At 47.6% G+C, this 22,019-nt stretch carries 16 protein-coding genes and 2 pseudogenes; 8 read left to right on the top strand and 10 right to left on the bottom strand.

Translation table 11 applies throughout. The features are described from left to right. Window positions 1–129: 129 nt before the first annotated feature. The 5 genes and pseudogenes from VB741_RS23990 to VB741_RS23970 form a co-directional block, all read right to left on the bottom strand. Window positions 130–696 (bottom strand): annotated as a pseudogene (locus tag VB741_RS23990) (IS6 family transposase); the annotation flags it as partial. Window positions 697–813: 117 nt separating this feature from the next. After that, on the bottom strand, window positions 814–1,668 hold the full coding sequence (locus VB741_RS23985) for an ABC transporter ATP-binding protein (RefSeq protein ID WP_442786443.1): 855 nt from the start codon (window positions 1,666–1,668) through the stop codon (window positions 814–816). A 37-nt stretch (window positions 1,669–1,705) separates the two neighbouring features. Continuing rightward, window positions 1,706–2,569 carry an ABC transporter permease gene (locus VB741_RS23980; protein ID WP_323367748.1) on the bottom strand — a complete coding sequence of 288 codons (864 nt, stop codon included), beginning with the start codon at window positions 2,567–2,569 and terminating at the stop codon, window positions 1,706–1,708. 172 nt (window positions 2,570–2,741) lie between these two features. Next, a complete protein-coding gene (locus tag VB741_RS23975) occupies window positions 2,742–4,343 on the bottom strand; it encodes an ABC transporter substrate-binding protein (RefSeq protein ID WP_323367747.1) in 1,602 nt (533 codons plus the stop codon). A 543-nt stretch (window positions 4,344–4,886) separates the two neighbouring features. After that, entirely contained in the window at window positions 4,887–6,890 is a 2,004-nt protein-coding gene (locus VB741_RS23970; RefSeq protein ID WP_323367746.1) for a LysR family transcriptional regulator, read from the bottom strand. A 626-nt stretch (window positions 6,891–7,516) separates the two neighbouring features. Between VB741_RS23970 and VB741_RS23965 the strand changes: the two genes are divergently transcribed. The 7 genes and pseudogenes from VB741_RS23965 (at window position 7,517) to VB741_RS23935 (ending at window position 14,494) form a co-directional block, all read left to right on the top strand. Continuing rightward, a complete protein-coding gene (locus VB741_RS23965) occupies window positions 7,517–9,220 on the top strand; it encodes a fumarate reductase/succinate dehydrogenase flavoprotein subunit (protein ID WP_323367745.1) in 1,704 nt (567 codons plus the stop codon). Window positions 9,221–9,307: 87 nt separating this feature from the next. After that, complete coding sequence (locus VB741_RS23960; RefSeq protein ID WP_323367744.1) at window positions 9,308–9,535, top strand: 4Fe-4S dicluster domain-containing protein; 228 nt, start codon at window positions 9,308–9,310, stop codon at window positions 9,533–9,535. Window positions 9,536–9,550: 15 nt separating this feature from the next. Then, complete coding sequence (locus VB741_RS23955; RefSeq protein ID WP_323367743.1) at window positions 9,551–10,531, top strand: HEAT repeat domain-containing protein; 981 nt, start codon at window positions 9,551–9,553, stop codon at window positions 10,529–10,531. After that, complete coding sequence (locus tag VB741_RS23950; RefSeq protein WP_323367742.1) at window positions 10,524–11,636, top strand: Mrp/NBP35 family ATP-binding protein; 1,113 nt, start codon at window positions 10,524–10,526, stop codon at window positions 11,634–11,636. The genes VB741_RS23955 and VB741_RS23950 overlap by 8 nt, the downstream gene beginning before the upstream one ends. A 90-nt stretch (window positions 11,637–11,726) precedes the next feature. Continuing rightward, window positions 11,727–12,449, top strand: a complete 723-nt coding sequence (locus VB741_RS23945) for a sulfite exporter TauE/SafE family protein (protein ID WP_323367741.1) — start codon at window positions 11,727–11,729, stop codon at window positions 12,447–12,449. A 525-nt stretch (window positions 12,450–12,974) separates the two neighbouring features. Beyond that, a pseudogene (locus tag VB741_RS23940) lies at window positions 12,975–13,343 on the top strand (transposase); the annotation flags it as partial. An 83-nt stretch (window positions 13,344–13,426) separates the two neighbouring features. Then, entirely contained in the window at window positions 13,427–14,494 is a 1,068-nt protein-coding gene (locus VB741_RS23935) for a YeiH family protein (RefSeq protein WP_323367740.1), read from the top strand. Between the two features lie 746 nt (window positions 14,495–15,240). Here VB741_RS23935 and cynS read toward each other — a convergent pair. The 5 genes from cynS to VB741_RS23910 all read right to left on the bottom strand — a co-directional run bounded on the left by cynS (window position 15,241) and on the right by VB741_RS23910 (window position 20,385). After that, window positions 15,241–15,684 carry a cyanase gene (gene cynS / locus VB741_RS23930; RefSeq protein WP_323367739.1) on the bottom strand — a complete coding sequence of 148 codons (444 nt, stop codon included), beginning with the start codon at window positions 15,682–15,684 and terminating at the stop codon, window positions 15,241–15,243. 258 nt (window positions 15,685–15,942) lie between these two features. After that, the gene (locus VB741_RS23925) at window positions 15,943–16,884 is read right to left on the bottom strand and encodes an ABC transporter ATP-binding protein (protein ID WP_323367738.1); all 942 of its coding nucleotides are present in this window, start codon (window positions 16,882–16,884) and stop codon (window positions 15,943–15,945) included. After that, window positions 16,881–17,723 carry a nitrate ABC transporter permease gene (ntrB, locus tag VB741_RS23920; RefSeq protein WP_442786445.1) on the bottom strand — a complete coding sequence of 281 codons (843 nt, stop codon included), beginning with the start codon at window positions 17,721–17,723 and terminating at the stop codon, window positions 16,881–16,883. The genes VB741_RS23925 and ntrB overlap by 4 nt, the downstream gene beginning before the upstream one ends. Before the next feature lie 16 nt (window positions 17,724–17,739). Then, on the bottom strand, window positions 17,740–19,233 hold the full coding sequence (locus VB741_RS23915; RefSeq protein WP_442786444.1) for an ABC transporter substrate-binding protein: 1,494 nt from the start codon (window positions 19,231–19,233) through the stop codon (window positions 17,740–17,742). Between the two features lie 375 nt (window positions 19,234–19,608). Continuing rightward, a complete protein-coding gene (locus VB741_RS23910; RefSeq protein WP_323367735.1) occupies window positions 19,609–20,385 on the bottom strand; it encodes a response regulator transcription factor in 777 nt (258 codons plus the stop codon). 207 nt (window positions 20,386–20,592) lie between these two features. On the opposite strand from VB741_RS23910, the gene VB741_RS23905 reads away from it, so the two are divergent. Next, the gene (locus tag VB741_RS23905; protein ID WP_323367734.1) at window positions 20,593–21,801 is read left to right on the top strand and encodes a PAS domain-containing sensor histidine kinase; all 1,209 of its coding nucleotides are present in this window, start codon (window positions 20,593–20,595) and stop codon (window positions 21,799–21,801) included. Window positions 21,802–22,019: the final 218 nt, after the last annotated feature.

Below are 22,019 nucleotides of genomic sequence, written 5' to 3'. Positions count from 1 at the left end.
CTCTTTCAACGTGGCAATAGTAGATTGAGTCATACCAGGCATCCATGGGCAAACGAGGTTGCCTTAGATCCTATGGCTTCTTAATCCTCTGTTTGATAATTATTAAGAAACGTGTGCGTTCGCCCTACCGAATCCCATCATCGGCTTGACAATGCGCTTGATGTTTCGATGATCTTGCTCAATCACATTATTTAAGTACTTGCTTTGTCGTAACTCAGTCTCTTCTTCTAACGTCTCATCCGCCTTCAGCGCTTCGACAGCCACCGGATAGGCCGCATTCTTGTCTACCGTAATCACCCGTGGTGCTTGGGTATGCTGCTCTTTCAGCACTTTGCGGAAAAACCGGGCAGCCGCTTTGTGGTCTCGTTTTGCGCTCAGCATAAAATCCAGGGTATTCCCTTCTGAATCCACGGCTCGGTAGAGATATTTCCACTCCCCTTTGACCTTGATGTAAGTCTCATCCACCCGCCACGAATCGTTCGTGGGGTTCAAGTGCGGTCGAATCCGTTTGTCCAGTTCTGGGGCGTAGTCTAATACCCAGCGATTGATCGTGGAATGATCGACGCTCACCCCTCGCTCTGCCATCATTTCCTCCAAGTCTCGGTAGCTCAAAGGATAACGGCAGTACCAGCGCACGCACAACAGGATGATGTCGGGTAAAAAGTGTCGCCACTTAAACGGAGATTTTGAGTCCACCACGATCGCTCCGATACTTTCTCTCTCAAAACCCTATTAATCCTACCACTTTTTGCGACACCACCCGATTGAGTCCCTGCGCAGCAAACTCAATCGTGCCTTTTCCCATCTGAGCATTTAGTTCTCCATACTCTTCAATGTCTCTTCTCGAATTAAATCAAACACCTGGCGGCTAATCTGCGTAAATACTGGCGTCAACATGTCATCTAGCTGGCGAGGCCTAGATAAGGGAATCGTTAATTCAGCCTTAATACGACCGGGCTGTACGCCCATTACAAAGATGCGATCGCCCAAAAACACGGCCTCCTCGATATCATGAGTCACAAACACAATTGTTGTCTTCAGCGTTTCCCATACGTTCAGCAGCAGCGCTTGCATCATGTGCCGCGTCTGCGCATCTAGCGCCGCAAAAGGCTCATCCATGAGCAGCACCGACGGCGAATTTACCAGGGCGCGAATAATACTCGCCCGCTGTTTCATCCCACCGGACAGTTCACTGGGGTAAGCATCCCGATACTTTGCCAACCCTACCAAATTCAAGTACTCGCCCACAATATCCTGCCGCTCAGCCTTGGACAAACCCCTAATCTTCAGGCCTAACTCCACATTTTGAAACGTGGTTTTCCAAGGCAACAAAGAATACTGCTGAAACACAAATCCTCGATCTGCCCCTGGCTTTGTCACCAGCTGCTGATCAACCATCACATAACCTGATGTCGGCTTAATAAAACCAGCAATAATGTTTAACAGCGTTGACTTACCGCAACCCGACGGCCCAAGCAAGCAAGCGATTTCACCGGGTTTTATTTGAAAGTTTACCGAGTCCAACACTTGGTTTGTTTTGCCACGATGACGCAGCCTCTCCTGCGGGGAATCGCCAAAGATCATCGACACCCCTTCTACATTCACCGCCCCCTTTACAGCATTTTCTATGTTTGGCACTCTCGTCAATGTCTCTCGTCCCACGTGCATCTGCTCCTAACATTTTAGTCTCATCACATTCCGCCTTCTAAGTCCCCTGCTTTTTAATCACGCGCCAAGGCATCAAGGTCTGCATCCCGCGTCCCACCGCCCAAGAACTCACTGCCCCCATCAGCCCAATCAACAACATCCCCATCACAATCGGCGGATAGTTCGACGTCACATAAGACTCCCAGGTAATATAGCCCACACCATACCGTCCTGCTAAAATTTCAGCCGTCACCAGGCAAAACCAAGCATTTCCCATCCCAATCGTCAGGCCGCCTGCAATCCCCGGCAGTGCTCCCGGCAGCACAATATCCTTAAAGATAAACCACTTATTGGCCCCCAGACATTGCCCTACTCGAATTAACACAATGTCATGCAAAATGTTCTCCACTGCTCGAATCGTACTGATTAAAACAGGGAAAAACGCACCAATAAATGTGATGTAAATCATCCCGGTTTCAGCCGTTGGAAAAATCAAAATCGCCAGGGGAATCCAAGCTACTGCCGGAATCGGTCGGAGCAGCTCCAACCAAGGCATCATCAGATCTTCAATGATTTGAAACCAGCCAATGAACAGGCCTAAAATAATGCCTAATACGGAGGCCACCGCAAATCCAAACAACACGCGCGAAACACTCGATCGGATATGGACTCCCGGATCACTCGTAAAGAATTCTACCGTAGCGCCTACGACCTCCGAAGGAGAGGGCACTAGCTGAAAATTAATGAAGAACTTAAAGCCCGTTATGCACAGAACCTGCCAGATACCAAAAAAGAGTATGAGCGACAAACAGCGAGTAGCTGAGCGGTTGACAAAAAAGAGAGTTTGGAGTGTTCGCCACAACTTTGGCACCGGGGCAACAGTATGAGGATGAACACGACCTTGAGGAATGGTGCTAGCCATGATAAAAAGCGGTTTAAAGAATAAGGTCAGGAAGGCTTAGGGGGAGGCTATTAAATAACCTATCGATGTACTGGGCACAGCACTGCTGAGCCCAGTACAAAAGTCTTACTATCAACGGTATCTTTAATTAAAGACATATCACTTGAGAACAAGATGCAAGCGATTGCCCCATCTATCCTGCCAACATCGGCAACACCCGCTCTAGCGCGAGCAACAACCGATCCCTCGTCAATCGGCTCATCCGCACAGGCTGTGACGCACTCGCATAGGTTTGCAGCAAGTCCTTAAAGCTGGTCATTTGGCCGCCTGATTCAGCCGCAAACGCCTTCGCATCATCTGCCAACAGAAAGGCCGATACCTCATCGCCATTCGTCACATAGTAAGAGTTCTCTGCAAACAGCTTCCAACCCTTATTGCGATCATGCACAAAAATGACATCAGCTGCTTTTCCTTCTTCCTGCAACGTATTTAACTGCTTCACCATATTGGGAATCGAGGCAAAACTAGTCACTGCCGGCTCTTCTTGAATCCACAGTTGAGCCGCCATTTTTGGATCTGTAATCTCCTCATCCGTCAGGGCATCTTTCCCAGTAATCACATAGCTTTCACCCTCTGCAATCACCTCGTCATAGTTCAAACCCGACTTCTCCATCGCATTTTTCAAAAAGCCTTCGTCTACCCATCCTGTCACATCTTCCGGATCTACAGGCGACTCAATTTTTCCCAGAGTAATCAACGTAGCAATGCTATTTTTCAGTGCACTCAACTGCACCTCGCCAATACTCGGATTAATCGGCTGTAAACCTGATGGCCCTAAGAACATGTACACGACTTCTTTCTCAATTCCAGACCACTCTTCAATCTGAGCAGAAATCTCTTCTGGCTTTTCTCGAAACATTTGATTTGCTTCAAGCACCGCCTGGAGATAAGCCTCTACAATTTCAGGATGCTCTTCAGAAAAGTCAGAGCGAACGACGATTCCATGCAACGTTGGCACATTTGTTTGGGCACCGTCAAAAATCTTTTTAGCGAATCCTCGGAAGGGAAACAGCTCTCCAAAGGGAACAAAGTCTGCATGGGCGTCAATTTGTCCGGTTCGTAAGCTGGTGCCGCCAACTTCGGGTGCTTGGCTAATCAGCTTCACATCTTTTTCTGGGTCAAGGCCTGCATCCTTTAGCGCCTTGAGAACCATGCCGTGAGCAGCAGAACCAAAGGGTACCGACACAGAGCTCCCTTTTAGATCGGCCAAAGATTCTACGTCACTATCTTTGGGCACAACGACCGCATTCCCTGCGCCGTTAGGACTGTAGGCGAGGGTGCCAATAAAGGTTGATTCGACCCCTTCTACTTCTTCTTGAAACTTGATCAGGTTGATGACGGCAGGGAAGTCTCCCATCAGACCGATATCAATTTGGTCGGCAAGCATTTTGTTGGTAATAGGCGGGCCAGAGGTATAGCTCGACCACTCAATCTTGTACTTTACGCCCTCATACTTTCCAGTGGTTGGCAGGTACTTTTCTAAGAGGCCTAATTCTCTTACTGTCGCACCGCCAACAGCTGTATTAATCACCTGATCTTGTGTGCCAATAGAGATTCGGATTGTTTTTCCACTGTTAGATCCGGTAGGTCCAGCTTCGGCGCTAGCAGTTTCACCAGATTCCTCTCCGGGTGTTGCTGTTTCTGTAGAGCAAGCAACAAGTGTCGTAGAGAGGGTCAACACACAGACAACGGAAAATCTTTTCAACCAGGTGCAGATGAAATTATTAGGCTTCATGTTTAGGTGACTCCTTGTGAATGGCCTTATTTAAGCTGTGAGGCTATCTAGCATTTGTATCTCTAAGTACAGATACCGAGCTGTGGGTCTTTTTGTGGATAACGATTTTAAGTGAACTCATAAATTTTTTTTGTCCAAATGGTTGTGGCTGTGATCGGTGAAATAGGGGTGATTGAACAGGAATTACGAATTCCAACTCACAGACACTGGAAACCATCGATTCTCGTTAAAATTTGACTCCTGCCGAAGGGTTAATTGACTGAAATGGCGTCAATTGATTTTGAATTCGGAATTGCTGGTGATTGAGTTAAACGACATGATTGTAGTCAATGCAATCAGGAACCGCTATAGATCGCCTCGGTTGCCCCAGAAGTGCGAAATCGAACCCCTTTTACTAGGCTCTCAATGTAGAAGGTATGACTCAAACCCTTGCCACGAGAGAGGCACCCAATTCCGATCTATGTGTCACTCTAGCGATGCAGCAAGCGATCGGTATTGCCAAACTCGCTGCCGACACCCAGCACACAAGAAAAGAAGACACTCTTATAAAGAAGATAGCGCCGTCTCTAACAGTTCTGGCTGAATCCAGGTACCCAGATTGAGTTCACTTAAGCCTTCATTTCCCGAAATGGTGGAAAGCTGTGCAATATGGTCAACTATCCAGTCTGTACGAATTTGGGTTTCTGGGAAAAACAACCCTGTTGCGCCTGAGCGATTATAGTCTAGGGTCTTCGCTACAATTTCAGGATTTAGCCTGACCCAATTACTCACGAGCGACAGCGCACTGGGCGTTGTCGCATACCAGTACTGCGCCGCAATCAACGCTTTGAGATAAGCAATTACAATATCTGGGTGCGCTTCAGCAAAGTCTTCTCGCACCACAATGCCGTGAAATGTGGGCAGCTTGTCCACGTTAGCTTCTAGCAATCGGCGAAACTGCCCTTTATGATTGGCAATGTCGTGCAAGGGTGCAAAATAAGCGTAACCATCTGCCCGATTATCTCGCGGTGTGAGCTGATGCAGGTTGAGATTATCAATAGATGTCAGCGTTACCTCCGGCAGTAAGTTCGCCCGCGCCAGCGATCGCATAACCATGCCGTGAGCCGCTGAGGCAAAGGGCACCGCAATCACCCGACTGCGCATATCGTCTAAGCTCGTCAGGGGTGAGCGGTTTGGCACAATTATGGTATTGCCTGCCCCATCTGGGTTGCTCGCCACAAAGCTCACCAGCCTTGTCTTCGCGACCGGGCGAACAACAGTGCCGGTAGCATCTGCCGCACAAACCCCGCTGAGTAACAGAGGATAGTCTCCTAAAATGCCAATATCTAAGTTGTCTGACTGGAGGCCGTTGACGATAGGCGCACCTGAAGTGAAGTCGTGCCAGTGAATGATGTATTCGGTGTTATGGTATTGCCCATCCCGAGGCAAGAAGTGTTCTAGCAGTCCTAACCGCTGAATAATGACTCCTGCGGTTACCGTCTGAATTGTTTTGTTTTGGGTGCCAATAGAGATCGTTATTTTTTTAGGTAGGCTAGGACGACAAGTGAACAGACCTGGTGCCTTCAAATAAACCGGTATGGAAAGATTGGGCAGGGGGGGGGGAGATGCACGGTTGAGATTGTGTCCTGTTCTTTGGGTAACTAGCTGAATGAGCTGTTGCAAAGGCTCTTTAGAGAGCGTCTTTGGGGAAGAATTACTTTTTAGCGTACGCTTTAGCTGCAACATAAACAGCTTCATATTTAGCGAAAACTCCTGTAGCGAAACTGCTTTCAACATCTGAGCTTTGCACTCAGTTTGAAACTGCAAGCTAGAGGCAAATCCTAAATAATGTCCTTGGCTTAAGAACGTACTCATTAAGCTAGAAGAATGCACAATTTCATAATGGCTAAAATCTGAAAGCTGCATACCTAGCTCATTGATCCGCGACTCTAGTGCTAGCCGTTCTGGGGTTGCCGCTGCTGGGAACGCCCAGGACTCTGCTGTGAGGTCTTTTAGGCTCAGCCAATCGGCTTTAGCCAAGCGATGATCTGCCGCGACCATTAGGCAATATTGAAAGCTATCGACGGCTACCGAATCTATTTCGTCAAAGCCGTTTAGATTGGTTTCAGAAAAGCCAACGTCAACTTCCCCTAAAGTAATAGCTTGGTGGAGCTGATGTACCGACTCAAACGGCAGGCACTGCACGTTAATGCTGGGATGTTTCTGACGATATTCAAACAATATTTTAGGCAGCCAGCCATTAGCAACATTCACCGTACAGCCAATTTTTAAGTGGCTAAACTTACCTTGCTTAATTTCTTTAATTTTTTGTATTAGCCGACCTTCCATCTCTATGAGTCCTGGGCCCATTTCTAGCAAATAGTCACCGGCTACCGTCAGCTTGATTTTGCGACCTAATCGATCGAATAGGTCAGCTCCTAAGCTTTGTTCTAAGGATTTTATTTTGGCACTGACCGCAGGCTGCGTTAGATTCAGCATATCTGCGGCTTCGGTAAAGCTAAGATGGCGAGCCACTTCCAAAAAGACTTTGAGCTGGTAAATTTCCATAGGTTCATTGTCGCAGTAGGAGAGCACGCTCTTTGAAGCGCGTTATCGCACGGCTAGCTCATTTATTTTAGCGGTTCGATTGCATTTCAGAGTCGCAAAATATTTTGCGTGAACCATGAGCTTTATTAATTGTGATCCTCATTTGAGCATCACAATATTTTTAGATTCTTTTGTTGCTGAGCCATCATCTTATTACTGATTTCTATCAATATATAAAATAAATCAATCGACAAACTGTGCGTTTGGATACCAAGCTGCTTGAAACACCCTCTAAGCTTTTCTAAACTAGGGATGTAAACGTTTCCGACCATAGGCTCCCGACCATAAGCTCCCGACCATAGGCTCTTAAGTACCTGTGCAGTATTAATTACAAAACAGACTGGCTCTGATCAAGCATTCCGCATGAATTCAGTGTAATTAACTGTGCACAGGCTACTTACAGAAGATTCTTGATTAGGACACTTTTGCACAGGAGAAGAATGCACAGGAGCGGAAATATTCAGATACGCTCGTTTTCTTTCTTCAAGACTGCTTGTTTTCCGGATCTTTCAAATCGATTGAAGTTCATACTGGTTGAAATCACATCGGTTAAAAAAGTCTAATCTAAATTGAAATGAGGAATTTTCGTGAATATTCAAAACCTGCAAACAGATTTTTTAGTGATTGGTGGTGGCACTGCTGGCACAATGGCAGGCATCAAGGCAAAGCAGGCTAACCCTGATGCAGATGTGCTGATTTTAGAAAAAGCGAATATTCGCCGCAGTGGTGCGATCGCAATGGGCATGGATGGCGTGAACACCGCCGTGATACCGGGCAATTCTACCCCTGAACAGTACGTCAGAGAAATCACCATCGCCAACGACGGTATCCTCAATCAAAAGTCGGTGTACCAAACCGGGCGCTGGGGCTACGAAGTCATTCAAGAACTCGAAAGCTGGGGCGTGAAGTTTCAAAAAGATCACGAAGGCAACTACGACCTCAAGCAGGTTCACCGAGTCGGCAAATATGTGCTCCCCATGCCAGAAGGAAAAGACCTCAAAAAGATCTTGACCCGCCAAGTAAAACGCCACAAAGTTCGGGTGACTAATCGAGTGATGGCCACCCGCGTGATGGTGAAAGATGGCCGTGCGATTGGCGCAGTCGGCTTTGACGTGCGCAAAGGAGACTTTGTGGTCATTCAGGCAAAAGCCGTTGTGCTTTGTACGGGTGCCTGTGGCCGCTTGGGCCTTCCCGCTTCCGGCTACCTCTACGGCACCTACGAGAACCCTACTAACGCAGGCGACGGTTACTCCATGGCCTACCATGCCGGAGCCGAACTCACCAATATTGAGTGCTTCCAAATCAACCCGCTGATTAAAGACTACAACGGCCCTGCCTGCGCCTATGTCGCAAGTCCATTTGGAGCCTACACCGCCAATGCCGAAGGCCACCGCTTCATCAACTGCGACTATTGGAGCGGCCAAATGATGCTCGAAACCTGGAAAGAGCTAAACTCTGGCAAAGGTCCTGTGCATCTAAAGATGTATCACCTAGATAACGACACCATTTCAGAAATTGAGCGAGTCCTATGGGCAAACGAGCGGCCAAGTCGAGAGCGTTTTCACGAAGGTCGCCAAGAAAACTACCGCACACATGGGGTAGAAATGAACATTTCAGAAATTGGCCTGTGCAGTGGCCATAGTGCCTCTGGCGTTTGGGTGAATGAAAAGGCAGAAACCACCATTCCGGGTCTTTATGCAGCTGGCGACATGGCTAGCGTGCCGCATAATTATATGATTGGGGCGTTTGTTTCTGGGCGACTCTCTGGCCTAAACGCGATGGAATATGTCCAGGGCGTAGACCATATAGAACCCGACCCCGCCTTTTTAGAAGCCGAAAAAGCTCGCATTTATGCGCCGATGAATCGACCCGATGGTGTCCCCCATACGCAAGTGGAATATAAGCTAAGACGCTACGTAAATGACTATCTTCAGCCGCCTAAGTCTCCTTCTAATATGGAAATTGGCCTAGCGGCCTTTGAGCGGTATCACGACACCTTAGATTTGATGGGTGCGCGCGATCCGCATGAGCTGATGCGCTGTATGGAAGTGCATTTCATTCGCGACTGTGCAGAGATGGCTGCTAGAGCGTCACTGTATCGCAAAGAGAGTCGCTGGGGTCTGTATCACTATCGCTTGGACTACCCAGAGAAGAACGATGAAGAATGGTTCTGCCATGCAAATTTGAAAAAGGGTGAAAATGGAGAAATGGAAATGTTTAAGCGGGCGGTAGAACCTTACATTGTAGATGTGAATTTGGAACAGGAGGTTTATGACGTGGCAGTGCGATAAGCACTCTGAAATTCTACAGTCCCTTTCCTTTTTATCCTTATTCCCATTCTATCTTTTTCCATTCCATTCTTTACCCCAATCTCTCCTATGGCTCTGACGACCCAACGTGTCGATGTCCCTGTGATTGTCGATGAGTCCAAATGTCTAGAAAAATGCAATGCCTGCATTGAAGTGTGCCCATTAGATGTACTAGTAAAGAACCCAGAAACTGGTAAGGCATACATGAAATACGACGAATGTTGGTTTTGCCTTCCTTGTGAAAAGGAATGTCCCACCAATGCCATCACTGTTCAAATTCCGTTCTTATTGCGATAGGGAGACTGGTAACCGATGACCTATTCAGAACTCGATCCCGAAGTGGTGCAGTGGGTAGAGATGTTGCAATCTCCTGACCTCAACGATCGCCTAGTCGCGGCGAAAACGCTTCAGCACTTGGGCAATGAAGATACGATTGAGAGCCTGATTGTGGCTCTCAATGATGATAGCCCAAAGATACAAGAGATTGCTGTTATGGCGCTGTGGGAAATGGCGAACCCAATTGCCATCCCTCCCTTGCTCAAATGTTTGGGATCTACTCAGCCAGAAGCGGTTCGGGTGGAGGCGTTAGCCGCGCTAAAAGAAATGGTGTCGCCAGATGACTTGCTCACGCTGCTTGATGAGGTGCAAATAGAGGATGAAACCGTTCAGCTAAATGTGTTGATTCTGCTGCGGAAGATTCACGATGCGCAGGCGCTTCCCTATATCGCCCCTTTCTTTAAGTCAAAGAGTCCGGCGCTGCGAGAATCGGCAGTGGTGACCCTCCGATACCTTAACCAGGTGGTGCGGTTTGAGCCTGCATTGGTGTTGGCCAGTGATGAAAGCGAGGAAGTTCGGCGCTCTGCTATTTTGACGCTGGGGCATTTAAGTGATGAGGCGGTAGTGCCCACGCTGTGTCACGCGCTGACCACAGATGCTGACTGGCAGGTGCGACGAAATGCCGCTCAGGCGCTGGACTTACAGGCAACCCCAGCGGCTATTGAGGCTTTGACTAGCGCCCTAGAAGATGAACACTGGCAAGTGCGGAAGTTTACAGCGCGGGCGTTGCAGCGAGTTGCCGACGATACGGTGATTCCTAGCCTGGTCAAAGCGTTGTCCGATGAATATTCGGACGTGCGACGGGATGCTGCGATCGCACTTGGCAATCTCGGTAATCCAGAGGTACTCTCGGCTCTAAAACAAACCCTCGATGACCCCGACCGCGATGTTCAGATTTTTTCTGGGCGAGCCATTCAAAAAATCCAGGACAAGCTAGCAGAAACTACCCATGCCTAACCACGAGTCTCCTTTTATTCGCCAGTCTTTTAAAACAGCTAATACCGCCGATGGCTCCTCTGAGACGAGTTTGGCCGCCGCTGCCCGAAAACAAGCTGCGATCGCCTGTCTTAAAAAGGTGATAGAACCGAACCTAAACAACAATATTGTTGATCTAGGGATGGTACGCAATTTACGTGTGGTAGATAACTATGTTTATTTTCGGCTGTATGTGGGCGTTCATCAGCAGGATTTAAAAAATCAGGCTCAGTGCTCGCTCGCTAACTTGGGCTGGTGTAAGAAAGCCTACATTCAGATCTGTACAATTCCGGGTGTGCGCACAACGCTAGCTGTTTCTAGCGGTAAAGGGGGCGTCGGTAAATCAACAACGGCTGTAAACTTGGCGGCTGCGCTCACCAAAACAGGAGCCAAGGTAGGCGTGCTAGATGCCGATATTTATGGCCCTAACGTGCCGCAAATGATGGGATTGGGGCATGCTGACGTGGAGATTGTAAAGACCGCGCAGGGCGATCGCTTTAAACCGCTAGAAGCATACGGCATTAAGGTGATGTCTGTTGGTTTATTGGCTGCGCCGGAGCATCCGCTGGCGTGGCGTGGCCCTGTTTTGCATAAGATTATCACCCAGTTTATTCAGGAGGTGGACTGGGGAGATCTCGATTATTTGCTCATTGATCTGCCGCCGGGGACAGGAGATGCGCAGATTACGATTATTCAAGAGAGCCCCATTTGTGGGGTGGTGATGGTGACAACGCCTCAGCAGGTGGCTGTATCGGATGTGCGGCGAAGTATTCATATGTTTCGTCAGGTGGGGGTGCCGGTGCTGGGCTTAGTGGAAAATATGAGCTATTTGATTTGTGGGTGTTGCGGCGATCGCACCTCTATTTTTGGTACGGGCGGTGGCATGCAAATGGCCGCAGAGCTCTCTGTACCCCTACTGGGTCAGGTGCCGATTGATCCCAATATTTGTGCGGGGGGTGATTCGGGACAGCCCCTACCATTGGCTGATGAGGCTGCGCCGCTGTCGAGGGTGTTTGAGACGATCGCGCAGGGGCTAAACAACACTTTCGCGCCAAGTCTCAAGTCGGTAAGCGCTGCGTTGAGATGAGATGGAATAGCCGAGTCTTGCGATTGCGAGAACTATGGGTATAATCTAGCCCAATTTTATTCACATTGATGATTGTTTTGGGACATCCGCATGGGTACAGAATGGCTAGTTGGTTTGGGATGGGTAGTTCTCGCTGGTTTCACCCGAGGCTTTGCCGGGTTTGGTTCGGCCCTGATTTTGGTTCCGACTCTGAGTTTGTTGTTTCCACCTCAGTCGGTAGTTGTGGCAGTCATTCTGCTAGAGATTACAGCAGGCGCGGGGTTACTACCAGAAGCACTGAAAAAAACGCAGTGGCGGGAGGTACTTCCTCTAGTGCTGAGTGCCGTGCTAATGGTGCCTTTAGGTGCGCATTTTTTCACCCTACTAGAACCGATCTTAATGCGCCAGATAATCGGTGGGCTGATTTTTGCATTTGTGCTTTTGCTTCTACTAGCTGGCAAACGGCGGTTTCCTGCTATGCCTCTGCCCTGCACCCTTGGCGTTGGAGCTATCAGTGGTATGCTCACTGGCTTAGGTGGAATTGGGGGACCGCCTGTAGTGCTGTACAAAATGTCTGGAGATAATCCCGCCGATGCGAATCGAGCGAACTTTATCGTTTTCTTTGCACTGACTCAGGGCATGGCCTTAATTTCGTTCTGGCTAAGTGGAATTATCACAGCACCGGTCTGGCAGCTATTTGCCAAGTTTGTACCTGCGCTGATCATTGGCCTGTTGCTGGGTCGCTTTTGCTTTAAGCGGGTAAATGAAAGGCTCTTTCGCCGATTCGTACTAGGTCTGCTGTTGGGAATATCGACTGTGGCACTACTGACCTAATTCTGGGGGTAATTCCTCAAAAAATAGCTCTTCTGGATCTCCCGTAGATCCCCCCACATCTAGCATCTAGATAGAAAAAGGGACTTATGGGATAATAAATAGGGCTTGCTGAAAAAGTCTAATCTGCCTTTTTCAGGGCTGAACCGACGCAAATACGTTATCTTTTTAGGCTGTATCGATAGGTTGGTACAAGGGTAACTTGGCTGAAATCATTGAAAACTCATAAAATGACCTTGCACTTAACTTCGACTTTATTATCTGAAACGACTATATACCAGTGCTTCTGAATTATTCAGCAAGCCCTAAATAGAGACATTGGTACCAAGGAAACCCTGAGCGATGAGCAACCATCTTCAGATCCCGCTAGACCTTCCCAATGTCCGAGTTATCAACATCAGCAAAATCGAGAAAGGAGGCTGGTTTATACTGCCGACGACTAAGAAATGAACTAGCTAGCCCTGCTACTGCTGGGATTCTAGCCTTTCAAAAAGACGAAGAATTGACACAGTTAGAGAGATTATTCACTTATTCACCTATTCCCAAAAACTAGCCCGAACCCATTTCTTGAGGGAAGAACTGACAGATATTTTTGATCAGGCTTACACCAAAGCCGACGCTAAATGCACGATTCAAGCATGGTGTAAGCGAGTACGAAAGTATGAAATCGAAGCCTTTGAGAGTTTCTTAACGACGCTCAGTAATTGGCTTGATGAGATTACCAATTGATTTCTAGAACGTCAGACCAGGGATTTTGTCGAAGGCTTTAATAATCAAATCAAGGTATTAAAGCGTCAATGTTACGGCATTTTTGATGTCGGACGCATCTTCCAACGACTGACCCTCGACATTGTCGGGTATCAGCGATTTTTCCAAAAAGGGACATCCTCTTCGTAGGGTTTCGCTATGTCTAGTGTCTACCACGGGAGATCCGGAAGAGCCCCAAAAAATTCCTCCCAGAATTCTCTCAAAAAAATATTATGAAAATACCTGAAAAGTCTAGAGATTCCCAAGTTCCGCCTGAGGCGATCGCCTTCAGCCAAACAGCCGCAAAATTCTCTCTCCTTCCAGGCTTGCTACTCACCGGGCTGATGGCAGGCAGCTCCATCGGATTGAGCCAGATACTGGGCGTGGAGGCACTGAATCCGCTCTTACTGGCTGTTTTACTGGGTATTAGCTGGCAGCAGCTGATACCGATTCGGGCGAACTACCGTCCCGGCATTCAGTTTGCAATGAAGCGAATTTTGCGGCTGGCCGTGATTTTGCTGGGGCTGCGGCTGAGCCTTGACGATGTGCTGGCCGTTGGCCCAGCGGGGTTAGGCATTGTTGTGATCAGTTCGGTTAGCACTTTTTACCTCACCTGCTGGCTGGGGCGCTATTTATATATTAACCCCAGGCTCACGCTGCTAATTGCAGCGGGCACCTCTATCTGCGGAGCTTCGGCAGTAGTTGCGACCAATGCCGTAGTCGAAAGCTCAGAAGAAGATGTTACCTACGCGATGGCAATAGTCACTGCCCTTGGAACCCTGGCCATGCTCTTTTATCCTTTCTTAGCCAGACTGCTGACTTTAAATCCGTCAGACTATGGCATCTGGTGCGGCGTATCTATCCACGAGGTGGCTCAGGTGGTAGCTACCGCCTTTCAGCGGGGAGCTACCAGTGGCGATTTGGCAACCATTACCAAACTCTCACGAGTCCTTCTTTTGATTCCTCTGGTAATGCTGCTGGGTTGGCAGGCTAAAGACTCCCATACTCAGCACCCAACAACCGGGATGAAGCTCATAAAGATTCCGGTACCCTGGTTTGTCTTGCTGTTTGCGTTGGTGGTTGTGGTTAACAGCATATTGATGGTGCCGCCTAGTTTAAAAATCCTGTTGCTGAGCCTTAACCAATGGCTACTCTGCATTGCAATGGCCGCTATGGGGCTTGAAACCAGTCTCCAAAAGCTGAGTAAAACAGGCGTTAGGCCGTTCTATTTAGCCGTAGCCTCCTGGATATTTTTGGCTGGGGTAAGCCTTGCGCTCATCAAGCTGCAGGCTAGACTTTAGAGCTAGTGGCGTGGTTTAAAAACAGCCAATTTTAGGTAACACTCGCAGCACAAAATAGACCATCGTCGCCGATGATCTATCCAGCTTGTTGAGTCAATTTCTAAGCTCGTTGAAACCGCTCGAAGCCCAGCAACTTTAGCCAATAAGGATGGGCATCATCGGTCAGCAATTCTCTGGGGCTTCTCCCTACTCGCTCCGGCACCCGAGAGCGCAGGAACTGCCAATGATTGAGAAAGAACTGGAAAAGGTTGAGATATAGCGGCGTGCGGATGCATATCGCCAAAGGCGAGGCTTTGCCAACGTCCGCCGCGACTCACTTGACCTGTTGCAGAAGTAAAGGTTCCACAGTTTTTTTATAGTCTAGCCAAGTGAAAAACGCTATAGAACAGCGCCTACGTCAATGAGGTGATGATCTCGAAAAAAGTCTTACCTGGTGATGAATCATCCCCTCATAGCAACTGTGAGTACGAACCTCTGCGCTGCCGTATAGAGGACAAGGATAGGAGAATAGATCCATCACATCCCATTTTATCCTCTATGCTACAACTAGCAACGCATTACGCTGCGGCAATTCCAAATGCCAACTTACAGACATGATTTTCCGGCATTGCGGAACGAGGGTAAGGGGTTTTAGGTTTGACCATGATGTGAGACGAACGAGAAATCAATGTTTTTGAATGTACGTAGTCTGGAATTTGGAATTTCTGATTACGCTGTAACATTTGGCGTAACCAGTGCTGCTTTGGTTACCACTTTTTATAAGGCAAGAACTTACCACACATGATGACCTTAACGCGATCGCCCTTCGGATCTACTTCTTTTTCTACATCAACTGAAAAGTCAATCGCACTCATAATGCCATCGCCAAATTTCTCATGTATTACCGCCTTAATCGGCATTCCATAAACCTGCATAATCTCATAAAACCGATAGATTAAGGGGTCAGTTGGAACCAGTGGATCGAGTCCGCCCTTTAGTGGACATTCGGTCAATGTCTCAGCCAACTCGGGTTCTAGTCCTAGCAACTCCACCATTTTACTCGCTTCTTCTAGTGAGGCACTCGCCTGACGGTAGAAGACCGAAGCAATCCAGACCTCGTCAAAGCCTAGCTTTTCTTCTAAGTCAGCGAAGCTCAGCCCCTTATCTTTTTTAGCCGCCAACAGTTTTGTGATAATTTCTGGTGTTTTCATGGTCAAAATCCTCTAAGTTTGAAAATTATTACAGTTGAATCGTGATGGGTCTGAACAGATTGTATTGGTGTAATCTATTCAACTTATTAAATAGACCTGTTTCAAGATAGATCCAGAAAATAGCTGAGACTATTGCGGCTAGAGACCTTCAGTTGTTCTGTGCAAGGATCGAGAACAAGCTTTATGTGTCAATGTGTTCAGCACATGCTTTGGTTGTTTCGCAACTACTCCAATCTACGCATGAGTATTTGCTGACACTCATCGGCGAATACGGGCTTCTTCTACTGCCTGTGTCTCTCGAAACAGATGACGTTCCATCTCAGTTTTAAGCGAATGGTAGGCCGGATGTTGGTCGATTGTTTCTCGATTGCGTGGACGTGAAAACGGAACCTCCAAGATCTCATTAACCTGAGCCGCTGGCCCTTTGGTCATCATCACAATGCGATCTGATAGCAGTAGTGCTTCTTCGATGCTATGGGTAATCATAATCACCGTTTTTCGTTGTTGCTCCCAAATTCGCTCAACCTCACTTTGCAAAAAGCCTCGGGTTAGTGCATCTAACGCCCCAAATGGTTCATCCATCAGTAGAATCTGAGGATTGATTGCAAGCGCCCGCGCAATGCCTACCCTCTGTCGCATTCCACCCGAAAGCTCGTGCGGATGCTTCTTTTCTGCGCCAGTGAGCCCTACTAGCTGAATGTTTTCCTTAACAATGTGCGTTAGTTGCTTAGGCGGCAGTTTAGGATAAACCGTCTCTACAGCAAAGCGAATGTTTTCCTCAACGCTCATCCAAGGCATTAGTGCATAGTTTTGAAATACCATACCCCGATCAGGCCCAGGCCCTTTAATCGGCTGGTTGTTTAGCAAAATCTCGCCGCTGGTAATATCGGAAAGGCCAGCAATCATATTGAGCAGCGTAGATTTACCGCACCCGGAAGGGCCAATGATAGAAACAAAGGTATTGGGTTCGATGTCTAGCGTAATATCTTCAATGGCCGTGAAGTCACGGCTAGTTTTACGAGAGAGCTTACTAAAAAGATCTTTTTTCCCTTGAAATACCTTGGTTACGTTTCTGATAGAAAGCTGTGCTGATGGGACGATTGGTTCGTCGGTATGTTTTAAGAGCACGGCGTTTTGGGTTAGGTTGCTAGTTGAATGGCTAGGAGGATGACAGGTGGATTTGGAAGACGCTAAATTCATGACTGACGACCAAACGCAACAAACTTTTCGAGCGCAGCAAAAACACTGTCTAGGATGAGGCCGACTAAACCAATAATGAAAATAGCGACCAAAATGTTTGGAATATAGAGATTGTTCCACTCATTCCAAATAAAATAACCTAACCCTGTTCCTAAGAGCATTTCAGCGGCAACAATCACCAACCAAGAAATACCCATACTGATGCGTAAACCAGAAACAATATTCGGCAAAGCTGCTGGAATAATGATCTTAAAGATGGTTCGCAGCTTAGAAGCCCCTAGCGTTTTCGAAACATCCAAATACTCAGGGTTCACGTTGGCCACTCCGAAGGCCGTATTGGTTAGCGTTGGCCATATGCTAGAGATCAAAATGATGAATACACCTGTTAACTCTGAATCTCTAAAAATGTAGAGTCCCAGCGGCAACCAAGCGAGGGGTGAAACCGGCTTAAGCAGCTGGATGTAAGGGTTAAATGCCTTGTATGCAATCGGAGAGATACCGATCAAAATGCCCAGGGGCACCGCAATAAGGGAGGCTAGCGTGTAGCCAATCGCCACCCGTCGAAGGCTAATTAATAGATTCCAGCCAATCCCCAAATCGTTGGGTCCATTGTCAAAGAAAGGATTAGTTGACCACCACCATAGCTCTTTAATTGTTTTAGAAGCGGTTGGCATACCCTTAGTGAGCCAGTTCATGTTAGCAGCTAACTCCCAGGCTCCTAAAAACAAAGCCAGTGATAGTAGAAAAAGTCCAGCTGCTTTGATATTTTCATTTAACCAGGGAGATTCGCCACCGTCTGTTATTTTTCGCTTTTTTAAGGTCGAATTGCTTAGCATCATGTCGTTAGTCGCCCCTTTAAATGCCATACTCTTCAATCTGTTTTTTGATATATTCGCCCGGTTTTTGAGGGTCAAATGTATCGCTCTCTAGCTTTTCGGAGCGGTAAGTTTCTGCTGAGGGATTAAGCCCAACCTCTTTAGCCAATTCTCGGGCTAAGTCTGTCAGAAAAACCTCTTTGCCTATGGTGTTGTAGGTTTCATCGGTAATGTTTTGAGCAGCCTTGCCGTCGCCCTGCAAGTCCCATCGGACTAGCTGAGAGGAAATCCAGTTGGCAAAGCTCTGCCAGGGGTAGGGATCAAAATCAATCCTGTCGGGAATGGTGAGCGTATTGCCGAGGCCATCTTCAAAGTTACCGGTAAGTACTGCTTCGACGACTTCAACGGGCTGGTTGAGAAAGGCTCGATCGGAAATCGCTTGGGCAATTTCTGATCGATTGGCCGGATCACTGGCGTAGCCAGCGGCCTCAATAATGGACTTATTGAGCGCTCTAAAGGTATTGGGGTTAGTGTCTATCCACTGATCACTAGCGGCAAAGGCGCAGCAGGGATGTCCAGGCCAAATATCCTTGGTGAGCTTGAAGATGAATCCGGCGTCTTCATACACCGCGCGCTGATTGAATGGATCGGGCATGAGGTATGCGTCAATATCACCCGCAATGAGCTGAGCAATACTGTCTGGCGGGGGAACAGGGCGAATTTTTACATCCACGTCTGGATCAACACCGCCGACAGCCAAATAGTAGCGCAGCAGCAGGTTATGCATAGAGTAGGGAAACGGCACGCCAATCGTGAAGCCTTTAAAGTCGGCTGGAGAGTTGATTTGGCCTTTGTACTTGTTGGCCACGGTAATGGCCTGACCGTTAATATTTTCTATGCTGGCAAGCTTTACGCCAAACGCGCTAGAACCTAATCCGAGGGTCATGGCGATGGGCATGGGTGCTAGCATGTGGTAAGCATCTAGTTCGCCTGCGATTGCCGAATCTCTCACCGCGCCCCAGCTAGGCATTTTTACGACTTCAGCATTGAACCCGTACTTTTTATAAAAGCCTAGTGGCTCCGACATAATAATGGGCGTTGCACATGTAATTGGGATAAAGCCAATTTTGAGATCTGTTTTTTCCAGGGTAGATATATCGATATCTGTGCTCTCTTCTACTGCCGATGGATCTCCTGGCTTAGCACAATTGGTCAGTGCTACCATGGCTGCGCCAATCGCCAGGTTCTTTAAAAATTCTCGTCGGGTTGCGCCACTGTTGCGAATAGAGTCAGCAAAGAACAACCCCGCTTGAGGGCCAAAAGCAGCGGCAAAAGCGTTTTCAATACCTCCTGCCTGTTTAGCTAGTGCCAATACAAGTTTCTCCCTGTTTGGGTCGCCCTTGCCCGCTGTTTTTAGCAACAGAGCCTTGCGCAGCTCGTAGGCATTTACCTTGTCGGCGACTTTGATCTGCTGATCTTTATAAAGACCCATTTTGGCAAGATCGCTTACCATGTCTACCGGGTCAGCAGGCATCGTTTGCAAAAACTCCCAGTGGTCACGAGAAAAGTGAGTGCCTACGCAAGCATCGCAGTCACATATGGCAGTGCCCGTTAAGGAGCTACTTAAGAGATTATTGCGATTAGAGTTATGCAACTTCTGTTGTACATGTGCCGGGGTCAAAACCATAATCCTATTCGCCCAAGGCGTGCGAGAAACAATGCTTTAGTCTGTTAGTTGCTAACTTAACCGAAAAAGAGACTGGCAAATAGGACTATATACGGAAAAAATAGGATTTTTCCAAGATTTATAAAATTGGTTTAATCTATTTAGTGACGGTTGTTACAGAGTTTTTCTATTTTGTTGTAATCGCTACCAATTTGACCTCGCCCGGAGTGTCGGAGATAGATTCTAAAGAACATTTTTTTCTCGCCATGTCTTTGGTGTTGCGTCATGCAGCTTACGAAACTGGCGGGTAAAATAACCCGCATCGGCATAGCCAATTTCTTCGGAGATCTGCTTGACTGACCGTGCTTTATCCTTTAGTAACCGCCGAGCTTGATCCATCCGCCGTTCGGTGATCCATCGTTTAATTGTTTTGCCGGTATGGCTTTGGGCGAGATTGGTTAAGTATGCAGGAGAATAGCCTGCGGCCTGAGCCACATCGCTGAGATAAATAGGCTGCTGATAGTGGTCATCAATGAACTGAAAGACAATCCTAAGCTTTGGGCAATCGGGAAATATTTCCGAAATAGCATCCGGCTTGGTCTGTGTATTGGGTTTCCGCTCTATTGATCTATCTGGTTCTCTAATTTCCTTATTTCGTCTAAGCCGGGTAGAAATCGCGCTCAAAAACTGCTCAATCGTACAGGGTTTAGTGAGGTAGTCATCAGCACCCAATCCCATGCCGAGCCGTAGTTCTTCCATCGTCACTTTCGCCGTCAAGAAAATAAAGGGAATTGACAACGTTTTCTCGTGTGCTCTCAGCTTGGTGAGCACACCATAGCCATCCATTTGTGGCATCATAATGTCGCAAATGATTAAATCTGGCCTGTGTTGAATAGCCAACTCCACCCCTGTTTCACCGTCTTTGGCACCCATCGCGTTAAACTGCTCAAAGGCTAAGCTCCGAAGAAAAATTTCTCTTGTTTCGTCTTCGTCTTCAATTACCAGAATTTTTGCGGGCATCGTGTTTTGTCAAGCTGTTTTATTAGGTTTTAAGGATGTGATTCTGTATCGTTTTACCAAGTCGCTAGATTCTATGATTACAATATTATGTCGGTAAATTACGGTGTAATCAGCTACAGTGTCGAGCCCAATCTTATGCAGAGGCAATCGCATGAGAGTGCTTTGGACATATCACATGTGTGCTTCAATATCCCCTGTAGGCTTTAAATGTTGTTGAAAGATAATTACTCAAAAGCACAGGAGCTAGAAGCCCTACGGCGGCAGCACCAGCTCATTTTGAATGCTGTTGGAGAAGGTGTTTATGGGCTGGACTTACAGGGAAATGTAACGTTTGCAAATCCAGCCGCCGCCGCTATGATTGACTGGGACATCCAGGAGCTGATCGGTAAGTCTATGCATCAAGTGCTGCACCACTCGCATCCTGATGGTTCTTACTACCCAAAAGAGTGCTGTCCGATTTACGCTGCACTAAATGACGGCAGTACTCACCGCGTGGCGGATGAAACTTTTTGGCGCAAAAACGGCACGAGCTTTCCGGTAGAATACATTAGTACGCCGATGCGGGACGAACAAGGACAGGTGATCGGTGCTGTGGTTACCTTTCGAGATATCACTCAGCGAAAATGGGCTGAATCGGTATTGCAGCAAACGAATGAAGACTTAGAGCTAAAAGTTAGATCTCGCGCAGCTGAGCTATATACAGCCAACGAGCACTTAAAAGAGCTGAGCAAGCTGAAGTCTCGATTAGTTTCGATGGTGTGCCACGAGTTTCGTAATCCTTTAAACAATATTGCGCTGTCGGTGTCGTCGTTGGGTCGTTATGACAAGCGAATGTCTGCTGAGCAAAAGCAGCAATATTTGCTGAGTATCGTCGCTAATGTTGAGCGGATGACTCAAATGATTGACGATATTTTAGTACTGGGAAAAATCGAAGCCAAGCGCCTGACGGTTAGCCCTCAGGCGATGGATTTAACCGAGTTTTGTCAGGTGCTACTAAAGGAGTTTCAGCCGAACTGCGAGCGCCTCCAGTTTACCGGTAGATTTAAACCCCTCATGGCAGAAATTGATCCCACGTTGTTGCGGTCTATACTCATCAACATGCTCTCCAACGCAATTCGCTACAGTCCAAAAGATGCCGCTGTTCAGATTTCTCTTTCACAACGCAAGCATCGAGCGGTCTTTATCGTCAAAGACTTTGGGCGAGGCATTTCCCCTGAGGATTATCCCCATTTGTTTGAGCCTTTTCACCGAGGGAAAAACGTGAGCAATGTACCGGGAACCGGTTTAGGGTTGAGCATTGTAAAGCAGTTTGTAGATCTACAAAAAGGCGACATTAAGGTAGACAGTAAGGTAGGTGTAGGAACGACTTTCAAGGTGATGCTGCCTTTATTTCCGCTGCTGGGAAACCATAGTTGAATAACGCATTCATTGAATGCACATACAGCAATTCCAAATTCCAACTTGCAGAAATGATTTCCCCGTAATGAGGAACGAGGTCAATAAGTTTTGGGCGTAACCGGTCTCGCGCTATAGCTTAAGCTAAAAGGGGCCAATCGCTTGCGTCGAATAGGTTTCGATGTGGATAAAGGCGTTCAGTTTCATGTTGAATACGAAATTGAGTAAACTCTTCCCAG

The sequence above is a fragment of the Leptothoe sp. PORK10 BA2 genome (assembly GCF_034932105.1).
In the GTDB taxonomy this organism is placed as follows: Bacteria; Cyanobacteriota; Cyanobacteriia; order Phormidesmidales; family Phormidesmidaceae; genus Leptothoe.
The sequence above is the reverse complement of the archived record's forward strand: the minus strand, read 5'-3'. Positions and strand labels throughout refer to the sequence as shown.